This is a genomic window from Mesoflavibacter sp. SCSIO 43206 (genome assembly GCF_019904215.1).
Lineage (GTDB): Bacteria > Bacteroidota > Bacteroidia > Flavobacteriales > Flavobacteriaceae > Mesoflavibacter > Mesoflavibacter zeaxanthinifaciens.
Map to the genome: position 1 here is coordinate 276468 of NZ_CP063201.1, position 16913 is coordinate 293380.

General features: G+C 29.0%; 16 protein-coding genes. 8 read left to right on the forward strand and 8 right to left on the reverse strand.

The genetic code is table 11. The features are described 5' to 3' along the window. Positions 1 to 31: 31 nt before the first annotated feature. Positions 32 to 1627 (reverse strand): T9SS type A sorting domain-containing protein, encoded by a 1596-nt coding sequence (locus INR78_RS01420; protein WP_223077173.1) that lies wholly within the window; start codon positions 1625 to 1627, stop codon positions 32 to 34. A gap of 184 nt (positions 1628 to 1811) precedes the next feature. Here INR78_RS01420 and INR78_RS01425 point away from each other — a divergent pair, with 184 nt between their 5' ends. Beyond that, positions 1812 to 5027 (forward strand): T9SS type A sorting domain-containing protein, encoded by a 3216-nt coding sequence (locus tag INR78_RS01425; RefSeq protein WP_223077174.1) that lies wholly within the window; start codon positions 1812 to 1814, stop codon positions 5025 to 5027. A 38-nt stretch (positions 5028 to 5065) separates the two neighbouring features. On the opposite strand, the gene INR78_RS01430 is transcribed toward INR78_RS01425, so the two are convergent. Together INR78_RS01430 and INR78_RS01435 are read right to left on the reverse strand one after the other, a co-directional pair. Continuing rightward, positions 5066 to 5767, reverse strand: coding sequence for a response regulator transcription factor (locus INR78_RS01430; RefSeq protein WP_223077175.1), 702 nt, complete (start codon positions 5765 to 5767; stop codon positions 5066 to 5068). Continuing rightward, the gene (locus tag INR78_RS01435) at positions 5739 to 7145 is read right to left on the reverse strand and encodes a sensor histidine kinase KdpD (protein WP_223077176.1); all 1407 of its coding nucleotides are present in this window, start codon (positions 7143 to 7145) and stop codon (positions 5739 to 5741) included. The genes INR78_RS01430 and INR78_RS01435 overlap by 29 nt, the downstream gene beginning before the upstream one ends. A gap of 215 nt (positions 7146 to 7360) precedes the next feature. Here INR78_RS01435 and INR78_RS01440 point away from each other — a divergent pair, with 215 nt between their 5' ends. Both INR78_RS01440 and INR78_RS01445 read left to right on the forward strand, forming a co-directional pair. Continuing rightward, positions 7361 to 8182 carry a M23 family metallopeptidase gene (locus INR78_RS01440; RefSeq protein ID WP_223077177.1) on the forward strand — a complete coding sequence of 274 codons (822 nt, stop codon included), beginning with the start codon at positions 7361 to 7363 and terminating at the stop codon, positions 8180 to 8182. After that, complete coding sequence (locus tag INR78_RS01445; RefSeq protein ID WP_223077178.1) at positions 8167 to 9465, forward strand: WG repeat-containing protein; 1299 nt, start codon at positions 8167 to 8169, stop codon at positions 9463 to 9465. The genes INR78_RS01440 and INR78_RS01445 overlap by 16 nt, the downstream gene beginning before the upstream one ends. Before the next feature lie 42 nt (positions 9466 to 9507). Here the strand turns inward: INR78_RS01445 and INR78_RS01450 are convergent, their stop codons facing one another. Continuing rightward, on the reverse strand, positions 9508 to 9858 hold the full coding sequence (locus tag INR78_RS01450; RefSeq protein ID WP_223077179.1) for a helix-turn-helix domain-containing protein: 351 nt from the start codon (positions 9856 to 9858) through the stop codon (positions 9508 to 9510). A gap of 157 nt (positions 9859 to 10015) precedes the next feature. Here INR78_RS01450 and INR78_RS01455 point away from each other — a divergent pair, with 157 nt between their 5' ends. Continuing rightward, complete coding sequence (locus INR78_RS01455) at positions 10016 to 10540, forward strand: DUF421 domain-containing protein (protein ID WP_223077180.1); 525 nt, start codon at positions 10016 to 10018, stop codon at positions 10538 to 10540. A 76-nt stretch (positions 10541 to 10616) separates the two neighbouring features. Here INR78_RS01455 and INR78_RS01460 read toward each other — a convergent pair whose 3' ends face one another. After that, positions 10617 to 11096 carry a Dps family protein gene (locus tag INR78_RS01460; RefSeq protein WP_223077181.1) on the reverse strand — a complete coding sequence of 160 codons (480 nt, stop codon included), beginning with the start codon at positions 11094 to 11096 and terminating at the stop codon, positions 10617 to 10619. 106 nt (positions 11097 to 11202) lie between these two features. Here INR78_RS01460 and INR78_RS01465 point away from each other — a divergent pair, with 106 nt between their 5' ends. After that, a complete protein-coding gene (locus tag INR78_RS01465; RefSeq protein ID WP_027880600.1) occupies positions 11203 to 12141 on the forward strand; it encodes a LysR substrate-binding domain-containing protein in 939 nt (312 codons plus the stop codon). Positions 12142 to 12171: 30 nt separating this feature from the next. Here INR78_RS01465 and INR78_RS01470 read toward each other — a convergent pair whose 3' ends face one another. From INR78_RS01470 to INR78_RS01480, 3 genes are all read right to left on the reverse strand, one after another. Beyond that, on the reverse strand, positions 12172 to 12369 hold the full coding sequence (locus INR78_RS01470) for a hypothetical protein (RefSeq protein ID WP_223077182.1): 198 nt from the start codon (positions 12367 to 12369) through the stop codon (positions 12172 to 12174). A gap of 145 nt (positions 12370 to 12514) precedes the next feature. Continuing rightward, positions 12515 to 13312 carry a TIGR00266 family protein gene (locus tag INR78_RS01475; RefSeq protein ID WP_223077183.1) on the reverse strand — a complete coding sequence of 266 codons (798 nt, stop codon included), beginning with the start codon at positions 13310 to 13312 and terminating at the stop codon, positions 12515 to 12517. Between the two features lie 60 nt (positions 13313 to 13372). Further along, entirely contained in the window at positions 13373 to 13831 is a 459-nt protein-coding gene (locus INR78_RS01480; RefSeq protein ID WP_223077184.1) for a DUF4442 domain-containing protein, read from the reverse strand. Positions 13832 to 13980: 149 nt separating this feature from the next. Here INR78_RS01480 and INR78_RS01485 point away from each other — a divergent pair, with 149 nt between their 5' ends. The 3 genes from INR78_RS01485 to INR78_RS01495 all read left to right on the forward strand — a co-directional run bounded on the left by INR78_RS01485 (position 13981) and on the right by INR78_RS01495 (position 16829). Further along, a complete protein-coding gene (locus INR78_RS01485; RefSeq protein ID WP_223077185.1) occupies positions 13981 to 14427 on the forward strand; it encodes a DUF4870 domain-containing protein in 447 nt (148 codons plus the stop codon). Between the two features lie 195 nt (positions 14428 to 14622). Further along, positions 14623 to 14964: a PadR family transcriptional regulator gene (locus INR78_RS01490; protein ID WP_027880605.1), complete on the forward strand. Its 342-nt coding sequence runs from the start codon at positions 14623 to 14625 to the stop codon at positions 14962 to 14964. Then, positions 14961 to 16829: a PspC domain-containing protein gene (locus INR78_RS01495; RefSeq protein ID WP_223077186.1), complete on the forward strand. Its 1869-nt coding sequence runs from the start codon at positions 14961 to 14963 to the stop codon at positions 16827 to 16829. The genes INR78_RS01490 and INR78_RS01495 overlap by 4 nt, the downstream gene beginning before the upstream one ends. Positions 16830 to 16913 lie beyond the last annotated feature (84 nt).

Below are 16913 nucleotides of genomic sequence, written 5' to 3' on the forward strand. Positions count from 1 at the left end.
TTTAGATATTAACTATTAGAAAGTTAAGGGATTATTTTTTTATTATTTTAAACTTTGTAGATTGCTCTCCAGAAGTAACATTAATAATGTAAAAACCTGATTGTAGATTAGATAAATCTGCTTTAACTAATTGACTATCCGTCTCTTCTTTTAAAACTGCTTTACCTAGTAAATTATACACTGTTATATCTGTAATATTTTTATTGTATTTTATGTTTATAACATCATTTACTGGGTTTGGATAATATTTAAAATTATTTAGATCAAACTCTGTTGTACTTAAAGTTGCATCATAAGCTCCTATTCTAAACTTTCCAAACTGATAAGCCCATCCCCAAACTCTAATTAAAACTGTTTCTCCTGGAGTTTTATTAGTAAATAATATACCTGCAAATGGATCACCACCAATTACAAATTGGTTATTACAATAAGCTGTACCAGTGTTAGGTGGTGGTATATTGTAATAATAAGGCTGTAAAGTTTCTGTACCACAAGAGCCTGTAAAAGTTTCCATAGCTGTATCACTTAAATTTGTTTCTGTTGGTTCTGCTCTTGTTTCAATAGTAAAGTTACCTGATGGTGGTACAACAACAGAAAACCAAACATCTTTTCCGTATATACCGAAGTCTGGTAATGTACCGCAATTCGGAAAGTTAGTGTTGCCTGGATTTACTGTAGCAGATGTAGTCGTTGCTACTATATAACTATTTTCAAAATCTTGCCCTATTGTTAATGGCATAGGGTTAAAGCAATCATCATTTGATGGTGCTTCTGGAGATTTGTAAGCACAAAGGTTAAAATATATTGCTTGTGATGAATTTGAAGATGTTACACTTACATAATAAGTCTGATTTGCAACTAAGTCTACTAAGATTATATCTTGACATTGAATTAATGGAGATGTTGGACTCTCTTGAAAAGGATTTAAAAAACCTGGAGTACCACTATAAATTGCTAAGTACAAAGGTGTAGAGCCATTTACTAAATCTGCCTTAAATGTATATTCGCCTGTTTCTGGTGCAGTAAAAGTATACCATACATCTGGATTAGAATTACTACACTCTGCTTCATTACTATGTGTTGCATTAGTTGTATAACCCAAAGCTGCACTTTGACAAACTTCATATGTAGAATTTGATAATTCATCAGCAGTTGAAGGCTCATCATTTGATGGTGCATCAGGAAATGGATAAACACATAATCTATACTCTGTAGATTCGTTTGCGCCTCTTGTATTTATATAATAGGTTTGCCCCATTACTAAAGTTGCACTAAAATATCTAGTAGCACAACCTGTCATACTTGTTAAATTACCAACAGAACCTGAATATACACCTATTCGAACATTTAAGGTATTACCAGATAATTCTTCAATTTTTATTGCATATTCTTGTGTTTGTGTTGGTGTAAAACTGTACCAAGAATCTACCCAATTATCATAATCTGAACTAGGACAAGTAGTAAATTCTGATGATTTTGTAAAACCATAAAAGTCTCCGGTTTGTTCATTTTCACACTCATATGTAAGTGACTCTAAAATTGGTGTTGCTCCTAAAGCTTCATCTGTTTGGGCTATGATTGTGTGAGAAATAAAGAAAATAAAGAGTAATAATAGTAGTCTAGTCATGATACATTCTGTTTAATATGTGCTTACAAAATTGATAAAAAAAAGAAGTTTCTTAATGATGTTTAATTACCGTTAACTTATCGTTAACCTAAACCTACTTTGTTAAACCACTAATACTAAATAAGTTTACACAGCAAAAATGTTTAACAACATGACTAACCATATTAATTTAAAGAAAATAAAAATGAAAAAACTCTACTTACTACTTGCTTTACTGTTAATAGTTTTGTCCTTAAAAGCGCAAACTGTGCAAATAAATGAAGTTACTTTAGGAAATATATCTACAAGTACTTTTCAAGAAACACCAATAGATGCTGATGATAATTACTCTTATAGTCAAAGTATTTTTTTGCAATCAGAAATCAATCAACCTGGTACAATATCAAAAATAACATTTTACACAAATGGTATATTAGAAAACTCTAACAATATAGTAGTTTATATGACTGAAACTTCTAACGATGTGTTTGCTTCAAATAGCGATTGGATACCACTTGCAAATTTAACTCAAGTCTACTCTGGTACTTACACTGTATATGGTAATGAAGTTTCATTAATACTAGATACACCTTTTAATTATTCTAATACCGATAATCTTGTTATTGCTGTAGACGAAAATCAAGATGGTAATGATACTTTTGACTTTATTACTCATAATTTAGGATATTCTCAAGCCAATGGTAGGGTTTTACATTATGGTAATAACTTTAATAATCCAGACCCATTAACACCACCATCTGGTACTTTAGATTATTATAGACCAAACATAGAAATTGATTTTAACCCTATAACATGTTATCCTCCAAACCAACCAGAGGTAACAAATACTTATGAAACATCTGTTGATGTAAATTGGCTATCTAGTAGTTCTAGTTGGGATTATGTTATACAAACTTCAGGAATTGGCAACCCAGATAATGCAACTGCTGTTAATACAACATCAAATACTGTAAACATAACTGGATTAACTAATAATACTGCTTATGAATTTTATGTAAGAACAAATTGTAACACAGATGGAGTAAGTGATTGGATTGGACCTATATTTTTTAGAACAACTTGCGGTATAGTTGACGATTTTTCTGAGAATTTTGAAGCTCTACCTGATGAATTAGTAACACCTTACTGTTGGTCTACAATATCAAATTCTACCGGAACTGCACCAATTACTAAAGTAAATACAAGTTCATCTCAAGCTTTTTCTGCAGACAATTATTATGAAATACAAATGAATAATGACGATAATTTTATTCTAGCTTCACCTGAAAGCACGACTATTGCAGATGGTATGCATAGAATTGAATTTGCTGCAAAAGTAAATTCTGTAGGATCTGATAATACAGTCTTAAAAGTAGGCTTAATGTCAAATCCAAATGATGAAAATACATTTACAGAATTAAACAGTTTTACTTTAACTAATGCATCAGATAATACAAACAACTATTCTTTATACTATGTAAATATTCCTTTAAATGCATCTGCAAACCATTTAGCATTTAAACCAGAAACTAGTGCTTCGTTTAACAAAATTATTTATCTAGATAATATAGTTGTTACAACACAGCCATCTTGTTTTGAAATAATAAATATAGATGCTAATAATATTACTGACACATCATTTGATTTAACAATTACACCAGATATACAGACACAAACCGAATGGGAAATGGTAATTGTACAAACTGATTTAAACTTTAATCCTGCATTAGAGACTACAATAAACACATTTTCTTTAACAAACACTATTACAACAGATTCTGATGGATTATCCATTATACCAAATAGTCCTTATCGTATTTTTATAAGAGCAAACTGCGATGCAATTGGAAGTGATGGTTCTGGTTATAGTACTTGGTTTGGTCCTTTTGATATAAGAACAGCTTGTGCTCCATTTAATACAAATTTTACTGAAAATTTTGATAGTTACGTGGATGAAGATTTTCCTTTTTGTTGGAATAAAAACGTTAATTCAACTGGCTCTCCTTTATTAGAAGTTAATACGTCTTCATCTTATGCAAATTCTGGAAATAACGCTATAATAATGAATACAGGTAATGATGCAAATGCAGAAGTATTTTTAATATTACCTCAACATACAACTGCTAACGATGGCACGCATAGATTAGAGTTTTTTGCTAAGAAGAACACTACAAATACAGATGCTTCAATTATTGTAGGAACAATGAGCGCCCCTTTAAACACTAACACTTTTAATCCTCTTACAGAATTAGAAATAACTACAGGTGGATTTACAGAAAACTTTCTTCAATACTATGTTAATTTACCATCTAGCACAGATCAATATGTCGTATTAAAACATGGTGCTAGCTCTGGTGCAAGTGTGGCTTTTTATATAGATGATGTTTCTATAACTGATCAACCTACTTGTACAGAAGTTTATAACGTGGTTGCAGAAAATGTAACGGATAGCTCTGTAGAAGTTAGTTGGGATTTTCTTTCTAATCAATCAAGTTGGGAATATACTGTACAATTAGCAGGTACAGGACAACCAACTTCTGGTACTGCTACAAACACAAATATTTCTAATAACAACTTTAATACTTTATCTGCTAATACTGAATACGAAATTTATGTAAGAGCAAATTGTAATACTAACGGTTATAGTGCTTGGGTTGGTCCATTGTTTTTTACTACACAATGTTTACCAGAATCTGGAATGTTTACCGAAAGTTTTGAAGGTTTTACAAATAATACAAGTATAGAGCCTTGCTGGTCTAGTTTAATTGATCCTGTATCTACAAGTCCTTACGTAAGGTACAGCACTTTCCAATCTCAAGAAGGATCTGTAAGTATTAGGATGTATAGCGGTAATGATGAATCTGCTGGTATATTTTTAATTTCTCCAATGATATCAGATTTAGATAATACTAAACAAATACGATTTAATGTATATGATGATAACAATGGAAGCTTAGAAGTTGGAACTATGAGTGATCCATTAGATGCTAGCTCATTCACATCTTATCAAACATTTTTAGACGAAGATATGACAGATGATTCTTGGGATGAAAAGATTGTTACATTTGAAAGTTTGTCTGAAAACAACAACTATATAGCCTTTAAATTTAATGCTGCTACAACTTTTGACAACTTGTATTTAGATAATTTTACTTATGAAAACAATCCTTCTTTAGCAACAGACACATTTTTAAGTGATAATGAATTTAAAATTTATCCTAATCCCGTTATAAACATATTAAATATAGACGCTAACAACATAACTTCTATTAGTATTTATAGTGTAAACGGTAAAGAAGTTTTATCAAAAGACACTAATACTAACAAAGTTAACGTTTCTGCTTTAGCTAATGGCTTATACTTTATTAATATTAAGGATAATGAAGATAGGATTACAATTAAAAAGTTTATAAAAAATTAAATAACACATAAAAAAGCCAGTAAAATTTACTGGCTTTTTTATTCTTCTATTATAAACTCTAGACCTACACCTCTAACGCTTTTAATATTAATTTTTTTATCTTCTTTAAGGTGTTTTCTAACTCTAGTAATAAATACATCCATACTTCTTCCAGAAAAAAAGTTACTTTGTCCCCAAACCTTACTTAATATCTCATCTCTAGGTATTAATTTATTTTTATTAGAAAACAAAAAATAAATTAATTGAGCTTCTTTTTCTGTCACTTTAGTTGTCTTGCCATTAATTGATAGAGTAAGATTATTTATATCAAAAAGATAGTTGCCTATATTAATTGGTACATCTTGTTCTGTATTAATTGCGATAGTTTTTTGCTGTTTGGTACGTTTAATAATATTATTTATTCTAAGTATAAGTTCTTCTACATCAAATGGTTTTGATATATAATCATCTGCACCAATACTTAAACCTTTTATACGGTCTTCTTTAGCTTTTCTGGCGGTTAAAAATAAGAAAGGTGTTTCAGGATTTTTTTTACTAAGCTTTTTAGATAATTTAAAACCATCTAATTTTGGCATCATTACATCAATTATACAAATGTCAAAAGTGTGCATTTTAAATAAATCTAATGCTTCAATACCATCTTTTGCCCAAATAACTTCAAATTTATTGAGCTCTAGGTATTGTTTTAGCGTAAAGCCAAAATCTAAATCATCATCTGCTAATAAAATCCTTTTTTGCATCACTTACTGGAAGCTTTATATAGAATGTTGTGCCTTCTTTTAATTTACTTTCAACATCTATAGTTCCGTCATGAGCTTTTACAATTTGATTGCAGTAATACAATCCTAATCCTAATCCTTTATAGGTATGTTTATTGCGTTCACTCACTCTAAAAAACTTATCAAATATAAGTTTTTTATTTTTTTGTGAAATACCTATACCATTATCTGTTATAGATATGATATGATTGTTATTATGAATATGATATTTAATTTTTAGTACAGTCCCTTCAAATTTTATAGCATTATTTAAAATATTTGTAATTGCTGTACTTATATAAAATGTATCTATCTCTAAGATGGTTTGATTATGTTCTATCTCTCTTAAAAACAAAATATTTTGGGGTAATGTTAGCATATAATCTTCACTAACTTCATGTAAAAAAGAGCTAAGATTTATAGGTTTTTTATTTAATTTAATTTGATGATATCCTAAACTATTATCTACTACTTGATCTATAAGATTTTGTAGTCTTTTATTCTGTCTATTAATTGTATCAATAGATTCTTTAGATATATCTTTATTGTCTACTGCAAATTTATTTGTTAGTGTTTTTGTTGCTATAGATAAAGTAGCTAATGGTGTCTTTAACTCATGAGTAATATTGTTAATGAAGTCTGTTTTAATATCTGATATTCGTTTAAGTTTAAGTAAATTTCTTATAGAATAAGTAACTAAACTTATTAAAAATACAAATAGTAAAAATGATATAAAGAATAAGAATAGTAATTGGTTAAAAATAATTTTATCCCAATCTACTATTTTCATAAAAATACTAGATTTATACTTTACAGTAACACTTTTTGTTTCGCCTAAATTATCAACATATTGCTTATCAAAAGTCCAATTCCATGCATTTATAATTAGTCCTTCTTCCAAAGGAAAGTCATGACCAATTAAAAACCTTGATTTATCTTTACCTTCTTCTAATAATGGCTCTACATTACCATTTTGATCTATTAATAATATGGTTGAAGCTACTTTTTTAAACAAAACATTTTCATTTAACTCTAATTGCTTTGCTCCTTCTGTATAATATTTTAAAAACTGTTTGTTTTTGCTATTAGCAGATTTTTGTAAATCTTCTAATAATTGATTTTTGCTTATTAGTCCTAATTTGTAATCTGGAATTTTATCTAAAAAATCGTTACGAAATTGCCAAGAAAGAGAATCTACATAAGGTGTTTTTACAATGCTTCCTATTTTTGTTCTTGACTCTACAGCAAAACTTTTTTTTCTTAAATCAAAAGTATTAAAGGTTAAATAACCTTGCATTGTTGTTAAAGCTATTAAGGCTAGAATTGCTCCTAATATTAAAAGTTTAGATTTGATCTGCATACTGCAAATTTGATTAAAAAAACACTAATAGTTAACCTTTAGTATTGTATTAACTTATTGTTAACCCAAAACAAATATCAAAAAATATTGTGGTAATTGTCCTATTAAGCTTTGATTTGGTATTTTGCATTAAGATATAAATATTTTGTTAGTAATTAAATTATTACATTTAAGATTAATAATACTTATTAAATATAGAAGTTAATTATGTTCTTATGAAATTGAAATTCATCTCAATTATTTCAATATTAGTTATTTTAATCAGTTGTAATAAATTACCAAAGAAAAAACTGTCTCAGTTCATTTTAAAAGATGTTGGTTATGAAGTTACTAACGACTCCTTAATAGTAAAGCTATCTAACCCATTACATTGTCCTATAAGAATAAACATCAAAACTAAAGATAAGAATTTACAAGAAAGATTAAATCAAGATTTTCCTTTAGTTTTAGAGCATCTATCTGCTAAAAAAATAAGTTATTGGACTGACACACCTAAAGAACAAACACAAATAAAGTTTTTAATAACATTAGGAAACCCTAACGACACCATATCTAAAAAGTCTTTTAGTTTACCTTTTAAAAAAGATTATACGTATAAAATTATTCAAGGCTATAATGGCGACTTTTCTCATAGTTCTAAATATTCTAAGTATGCTTTAGATTTTAATTTAAAAGAAGGAGATACTGTTTGTGCTGCAGATGGTTATGTTGTTGGAGTGATTGAAGATTATACTCTTGGTGGAAAATCAAAAAAATGGAGAGATTATGCTAACTTCATTACTATTTTTCATCCTTCCATGAATTTATATACCCAATATGTACATTTAACCTATAAAGGTAGCTTGGTTAAGGTAGGCGACTTTGTTAAATCTGGTCAAGCAATTGGTTTATCAGGAAAAACTGGTCTTACAACTACAGAACATCTTCATTTTAATGTTTTAAAACCTAATAAATCTGGTATGGAGTCTATACCTATAAAATTTAAAGAAGGATATATTGGTAACAGTTTAAAAAAGGGACAATGGATAAAAAAATAAAATGTTATAAATTAAATAGTGTTATTGCTTTCTTTTTAATAATTATTGCATGTCAATCTCAAAATAAACCTGATCTATATTTATATAAAAATGATGGTAAAATAGGCCTAGTTAATAGTGAAGGCATTATAGTTTTAAAAGCCAATTATAGCCATATAGGAAAGTTTAAAAATGGATTAGCTGCTGTAACTGTTACAAGTAGAGCAAAAAACAACTATCATAAAATCTTAGATACAAAATTAGGATATATCAATACAGAAGGGAAAATTGTGATTCCTCTAAAATTTCAACATATAAATGGAGAAAATAAAGATTTTAGTGAAGGATTAGCTGTTGTAAAACTTAACAACAAATATGGTTATATTAATACAGAAGGGAAACTTGTAATAAAACCTAAATACACAGCTGCATACGCATTTAATGAAGGTCACGCTGTTGTTGAGCTAAACGATGATTATCATAATAGACTACTTATTGATAAAAAGGGTAATGTTGTCTTTAATTTTCTTGATAAATACAAACAACAAGTAGACTCAACAGCAACGAATATTTTAGTAAGTAATTATCAATTATCAGATAATAAAATAGCAGTTTACACTTTTACTAAAGAAGGTAAAACTTTATCTTCTGTTTTAGACAGCACCGGAAAGGTTTTATTTACCAAACAGTTAGCCAAAATTAAGCCTTATAAAAATAATATAGCAATTGCTATAAAAGACAAGTGTAAAACTGGAAGCGATAACTGTTTTATGTTAATAGACCATAAAGGAAAAATATTAACAAAAAAACTATATTATCCGCTTAGAAGAATTAAACAAAATACTTTTTTAGCGGGAGATGTGTTTACAAGAGAAAAATTGATTATAAACAATAAAGAAGACGTCTTACTACCTAAAATTGAAAAAGGTTTACAAATTAATTTTGATGACTTATCTAACAACTTAGAGTTTATTAGAGTAGGAAAAGGTGGTTATGGTGGCTATATTGATAGAAATGGAGAATTAGTTATTGATATTAAATACATGAGCACATCTGCTTTTTCTGAAGGTTTAGCATTTGTAAAAAAATTAGACAATACTGTTTTATGTATTGATAAAGAAGATAATATTATCTTTAAAATTGATGCAAAACATGAAGCTCATTGGAGTTTCCCTTTTAGTTATAAACCATATCTAATTGGTACTTTTAAAAATGGACTAGCTACATTATTTATGATTGTAGACGGAAATCATAAAATTGTTCAAGTAGATACAAAAGGTAATTTTTTAAAAATTAAAGAATAACTTCAAACTAAAGTTTAGCTAAAAAAACTTACTAATTAAACATTATTCAGAGTAATTTTCAACTACAAAATCTCCCCAATTAGCTATAGATTGTATTAACGGAATTAAAGTTTTTCCAAAGTCTGTCAAATTGTATTCTACTTTTAAAGGTGGTTTTGAAGTGTAAACAGTTCTATTTATTAAACCATCTTCTTCTAAAGCTTTTAATTGTAAACTTAACGTCCTTTCTGTTACGGTTGGCATACTCTTTCTTAATTCATTATATCTTAATTCATTATATCTTAATTTTTTATCTATAAGATGATAAAGTATAACGGTCTTCCATTTTCCGCCAATTATTCCCATAGTTAAACTCGCACAACAAGGATATTCATTACCTCTAAATTTGAGCATCTTAGGTTTTACATTTGCCATCATTTATAGTTTAAATTAATTGTACAAATTTACTAACTATGACTAAAAATGAAACTATAAAAATTATAGTATTTTATAATTTTATTAAGCTTTACTAAAAGCTAAAATCCATAACTTTAAATAAAATTTATAACCTATGGAATGGATTTACGATATTAAAGACCCTATTTGGCAAACTGTTGTAGGCAGTTTAATTATTTTTGTAGTTATCATAATAGTTACAAGAATAATTGGTTTAAGGTCTTTTGCTAAATTTACTGCTTACGATTTTGCTTTTACTGTTGCTATAGGTAGTATAATATCTTCTACTTTAACATCTAGTACTAGTATTACTCATGGTGCAGTTGCTATTACAAGTCTTTTAGTATTAACTCTTATTTCTTCATATTTACAGAAAAAAATACCAAAATTTAGTGCTTTAATTTCAAACAAGCCTTTATTACTAATGGATGGTAATACCATACTTTATAATAACTTAAAACATAGTAGAATTGAAAAATCACAACTAATAGCAAAACTTAGAGAAGCTAACGTTTTGGATTTTAACCAAGTAGAAGCAGTTGTTTTAGAATCTACTGGGGATATTTCTGTATTACATAAAACTAAAGAAGGTATAGAACTGAATAAACAACTATTAGATGGTGTTAGAAAGACACCTTAATTAATAGCTAACTTATCATACAAAAAAAGCAGTCTTTTCAGACTGCTTTTTAATTGCTATTAATCAATTTATAGGATTAGATGCTTTTACCTAACCAAGCATTCATCATCCAAACCGTTTTTTCTTGTTGAGATATAAAATCACTCATCATAGCAACTGTACCTTCATCTTCTGCATCTCCTGCAGCGTGTAATATGTTTCTTTCAATTTGAAGTAATTCTGTTAAAGAGTTAACTATTAATTCTACTGCGTTTTCATCTTTAGATATATTCTTACCTACCGGCACTTTTGCAACACTAGAATAATCTTCAAATGTATGTAAAGGTGTTTCTCCTAGAGTTAAAACACGTTCTGCAATTTCATCTACTTTAGCATTAGCATCTGTGTATAACTCCTCAAACTTCACATGTAAATCAAAAAAGTTTTTCCCTTTAATGTTCCAGTGTATTCCTCTTAAATTTTGATAATATATCTGAAAATTGGCCAATAAATTATTTAATTGATTAGCTAAATCTTTAGTTTTTGTTGGGTCTAATCCAAGACTATTTAGTTTCATATTTTATAAGTTTTAATTTCTATTACAAAATTACTTCAAATTAAACACATCTAATTATAAATATTATTGATAGATTTTATATTTTTATAGCCTTAAACTATTAACAATGACGATTACTCAATTATCATATGTTTTGGCTGTAGCCGAACACCAAAATTTTACAAAAGCAGCTCAAAAATGCTTTGTAACTCAACCTACTTTAAGTATGCAAATTCAAAAATTAGAGGACGAACTTGACGTCTTAATTTTTGACCGAAGCAAAAAACCAATAGAGCTTACAGAAGTTGGTAAAAAATTAGTTACTCAGGCTAGAAATATTGTTAACGAATCTAATAGAATACAAGATATTGTAGACCAAGAAAAAGGATTTGTTGGTGGCGAATTTAAGCTTGGTATTATCCCAACTGTAATGCCTACTCTTTTGCCTATGTTTTTAACAAATTTTGTAAAGAAATATCCAAAAGTAAAACTTAAAATTGAAGAGCTTACTACTGAAGAAATTATTACACGTATTAACGACGGTCACCTAGACGCCGCTATTGCTGCAACACCTTTAGAACAAGAAAGCATTAAAGAGCGTGTTTTATATTTTGAACCTTTTGTTGCTTACGTACCTCAAAACCATAGATTACATAACAATAAAAAACTAGAAACATCAGATCTTGATATAAATGATATGCTTTTGTTAGAAGATGGACATTGTTTTAGAGATGGTGTTATTAATTTATGTAAAGTATTTAAAAACCATAATGACGACAAGTTTCAGTTAGAAAGTGGTAGTATAGAAACTTTAATCAAATTATCTAATGAAGGTTTAGGCATGACATTACTACCTTATCTTCACACTTTAGATTTACCAGAAAAATCCAAGCAAAATTTAAGGTTTTTTAATGAGCCTAGTCCAGCTAGAGAAGTTAGCTTAATCTATCATAAAAGCGAACTTAAAATGCAAATTATTGAAGCTTTACAAGATGTAATATCTGGTATTGTAAGAGGTGCAATTGCATTTCAAAATGTTCAAATTATAAGTCCTTTAAGTAAATAAAAAAAGCGATCTTAAAAGATCGCTTTATATTTATTGTTCAAGATAAATTAAACATTGATTTAGTTTTGGGTTTTGCTTTACTAAAGAGTCTATAAATACTTTAAGCTCTTCAATTTCATAAGGTAATAAACGCTCTAAAGCTTTTTGTACCTCTCTGCAAAACAACGTGGTGTCAAAACTAACTTTTTGAAGTACAGTTTTGGTGTACTCAAACATTGCTCTTGCCATAATTAATTTTAAGTTTTAGTTAAATAAAGGTAGTTTTGTAAATAGGCAAACGGTTTAAAATTTCAGATTAAATGTAACAAAAAAATTGTTTCAAAATTTAAAACCAACGAATTTTAACAGTTAAAAAGACGTTAAAAAAAGTCTTTTAAAACCTATTATCGCCACCAATAATATCTCCTAAACCACCTAAAATACTACCTTCGCCTTTATCTTTTCCTCCGCGTGGTAAACTTGCTAAAACACGACCTGCTAACCTACTAAAAGGTAAAGATTGTATATAAACAACACCTGGACCTTTTAAGGTTGCAAAAAACAAACCTTCACCGCCAAAAATGGTGTTTTTTATACCACCAACAAACTCTATATCATAATCTACATCTTGTGTAAAACCTACAATACAACCGGTATCTACTCTTAACGTTTCACCTGGTTGTAATACTTTTCTAGCTAAAGTTCCGCCAGCATGTACAAACGCCATACCGTCACCTTCTAACTTTTGCATAATAAAACCTTCGCCACCAAAAAGCCCACGTCCTAAACGCTTAGAAAACTCTACACCTACACTAACGCCTTTTGCTGCACATAAAAAAGCATCTTTTTGACAAATAAATTTACCACGATACTCCATTAAATCGATAGGTACAATTTTTCCTGGATAAGGTGATGCAAAACTAACGTTACGTTTACCATGTAGTACATTGTAAAATGCTGTCATAAACAAACTTTCTCCAGTAAGTAGACGTTTTCCGGCACCAAAAACTTTACCTAAAAAGCCTTGATCTTTTTGTGATCCATCTCCAAAAATGGTTTCCATTTTTATACCATCGTCCATCATCATAAAGCTGCCTGCTTCTGCAATAACACCTTCGTTTGGGTCTAGTTCTATTTCTACATACTGCATTTCTTCTCCGTAAATGCGGTAATCTATTTCATGTGAATTCATAGTTTTTTGATTTAATGATTAACAACTATTGGTTGTAAGATTTGTAAAAATGTTACAATGTTACTTTGACTTTAATTTAATAGACCATTCAAAATCAAATGTAGAAACCACTACTCCATCTTGATTTACACCTTGAGATTGCATCCAAACGGTTTGACCTTTGCCAGTTTTTATAGTTTGCGCTATAGCTTGATCTATTTTATTGCCATCATTACAGGTAAAGGTTATTTTTCCTGTTGCTTTTTTAGTAAAAACAGCTTTGTTTGTAGTCACTAACATTGATATTTTTTGACCACTTTCTTGGATTTTTGCAATAACCAATGCGCCTGTAGAAAATTCTGCAGCCATACCTTGTACTGCCCAAAACATTGATTTGAAAGGATTTTGATTAATCCATTTATGTTTTACTGTTACTACACAATTTTGATCAGAAATTGACTTTGTTCTTACACCACAAATATAGGCAGATGGCAGTTTAAACATTGTATAGGTATTTAGTTTGCTTGGTGTTAACTTCATAATATTACTTTCGGGTTTTTGGCTAAATTATTGAAAATAATCCACAACTCAATATGTTAATAAAATGTTAATTTAAGGTACTTTGTATTGCATAATACCTTCTTTTAGATATATATTTGCATAAGAAACTATTATATACTTTTAAAATCATGCTTACTAATCACCAAAAAAATCTAGCAACTATAATACATTTATCGACATTTAGTCGCTTTATTATTCCGTTTGGAAATTTTATTGGACCAATTGTTTTATGGATAACTAATAAAGAAAAATCTGATTTTATTGATACCCATGGTAAACAAGCTATTAATTTTCAGATTAGCATTTTATTATATACCATGATTTTAGGATTGTTATTTGTACCGTTTTTTTTATTTAACGTGTTTAGTCATTTAGATTTTTTTGAAATTAACACCTTTGACGGTTTACATATTAGTTTAAATGAACCTTCGCCTCTATTTATATTAGGTGGTAGTTTAGGGTTTGTAGCAGTAATAGGGTTTGTTCTAGAAATCATTTTTATAATAAACGCTAGTATAAAAGCTAAGGATGGCGAATTTTATCAATATCCGTTTAGCATTAATTTTATTAAATAAAACATGAATCAGTTATTAAAAATCAAGATAGCAAGTTAGCCAGCGTTAGGGATTGAGCAATTGTTGGAGCACATCTTTGATTGCGACTTGCGAAAGCCCGACCCGATAGGGTAACGCTATAAAAAAAAGAATCATCAATTTAATCAAAAATAATCATCAAAAAATGAACAGTTTAACAATAAATCTCATAAAAATATGAAGATAGAAAATACAAAAGCACAAATGCGAAAAGGTGTGTTAGAATACTGCATACTGTCTGTCTTAAAAGATGAAGACGCTTACGTTGCAGAAATTTTAGACACTTTAAAAGACGCTAAGTTGTTAGTAGTTGAAGGTACAATTTACCCATTATTAACACGACTAAAAAACGCTGGCTTACTAAGCTACCGTTGGGAAGAGTCTACTTCTGGTCCTCCACGTAAATACTACGGACTAACAGAAACTGGACATATCTTTTTAAAAGAATTAACCCAAACTTGGGACGAATTACAAAATGCAGTTAACATAGTAACACAAATTAAATCAACTAAAAAATGAATAAAACAGTCAACATAAATTTAGCAGGTATATTCTTTCATATAGATGAAGATGCATACTTAAAATTACAGCGCTATCTTGAGGCTATAAAACGTTCATTTACTGACTCTCAAGGTCGCGAAGAAATTATATCGGATATTGAAGCTAGGATTTCGGAATTATTTACAGAACGCATGAAGACCGAAAGACAGGTTATTGGTAACAAAGAAGTTGAAGAAGTTATTGCCATTATGGGACAACCTGAAGATTATCTTGTTGATGACGAGATTTTTGAAGATGAACCTTCTAGCAAAACTAAAAATACTTACAGATCTAGCAGTAGTAAAAAACTTTACAGAGATACAGACAACTCTTATATTGGTGGTGTGTCTGCTGGTTTAGCCCATTACTTTGGTATTGACGCTATTTGGATACGTTTAATATGGATTTTACTTGTGTTTGGTGCTGGTACTGGTGTGTTCTTGTACATTTTACTTTGGATTTTAGTTCCTGAAGCTAAAACAACTGCAGAAAAGCTTACCATGACTGGTGAAGCTGTAAATATTAGTAACATTGAAAAAAAAATTCGTGACGGATTTGATAGCGTAAGCGAAAATGTTAAAAATATAGATTTTCAAAAACATGCCGATAAGCTAAAAGAGGGTTTTGAGCATGCGTCGGATAACATTAGTGATTCTGTAAAACGCATACCAACTAACAAAATTAAAGACAGTAGTAAATCATTTTTTGACGGTTTAGGTAATCTTATTAAAGGTGTTTTTAAAATCTTTGCAAAAATCATAGGACTATTTATTGTCTTAGCAACCATTGCTGGTACTGTTGCGCTAACCGTTGGGTTAATTATAGGCTCTTTTTTTAATAGTAATATTCATTTTTTCGACAATGATTTAATGGAGCTTTCAACAACTAGCGGAATGTCTTTTGAGCTATTATCAATCTTAATCTTTATTGTATCAGTTATTCCGCTTATATTTTTATTCTACTTAGGTTTAAAAATATTGGTTTCAAACCTAAAACCATTAAGCAATATTGCTAAGTTTACGTTACTAGGTTTATGGCTTTTATCTTTAATAGGTTTGATTGCTATATCAATTAATCAAGGTCTAAGTTACAGCGAAAAAGCGCCGGTAATTATAAACGAAAAGATTGAAACCATTAAAAGCACAGACACCTTAGTTTTAACAATGAAGGGTAACGATAATTTTGCTGGAGATTATTATAGACGTTATCATAATTTTAGAACTGGTTTTGATGAAAACGGAGAAAAGGTAACTTTTTCTCAAGACATAAGAGTAAATATTAAATCTACTAGTGATAGTGTTGCAAAAATTAAAGTTTTTAAATCTTCTAGAGGAAGAACTTTTGAAAGCGCCAAAGAACGTGCAAAAACTATTGATTATAACTATAGCATTAATGGTAATAAGTTAGAATTAGATAATTATTTTTTAATACCAAACGCAGAAGCTAAACGTGATCAAAAAGTAGAAGTTACAGTTTACTTACCCGAAGGAAGCGTAATTTACAACAACCCTAATACAGAAAGTTTTATAAGCTACAGTAGTTTTGATGGCTATTTAAGAGAAAATACTGGTCATTATTTTAAGATAAAACAAAACAATGCAACTTGTTTAGATTGTCCTGAAGAAGAAGAAGAAGATGAAGATGAAGATGAATTAAAAATTAACGTAGACTTAGATGGAGAAACCTCTAAAATTAAATTTAATGAAGATGGTTTTGAAGCCAAAGGTGAAAACTTAAAAATCAAAATAAACGATACTGTTTTTGATGCAAGTACCAAAAATGTAAAAGTCATTATAGATGACAAAGAAGGTATAAACATCACAAACACTAAAAAAGAAAAATAACCATCAATCAATCAAAAAACATCAATTATGGTCGCATTAATCGAATATTTAATTAACACCATTATAGATATTTTAGTCTAAAAC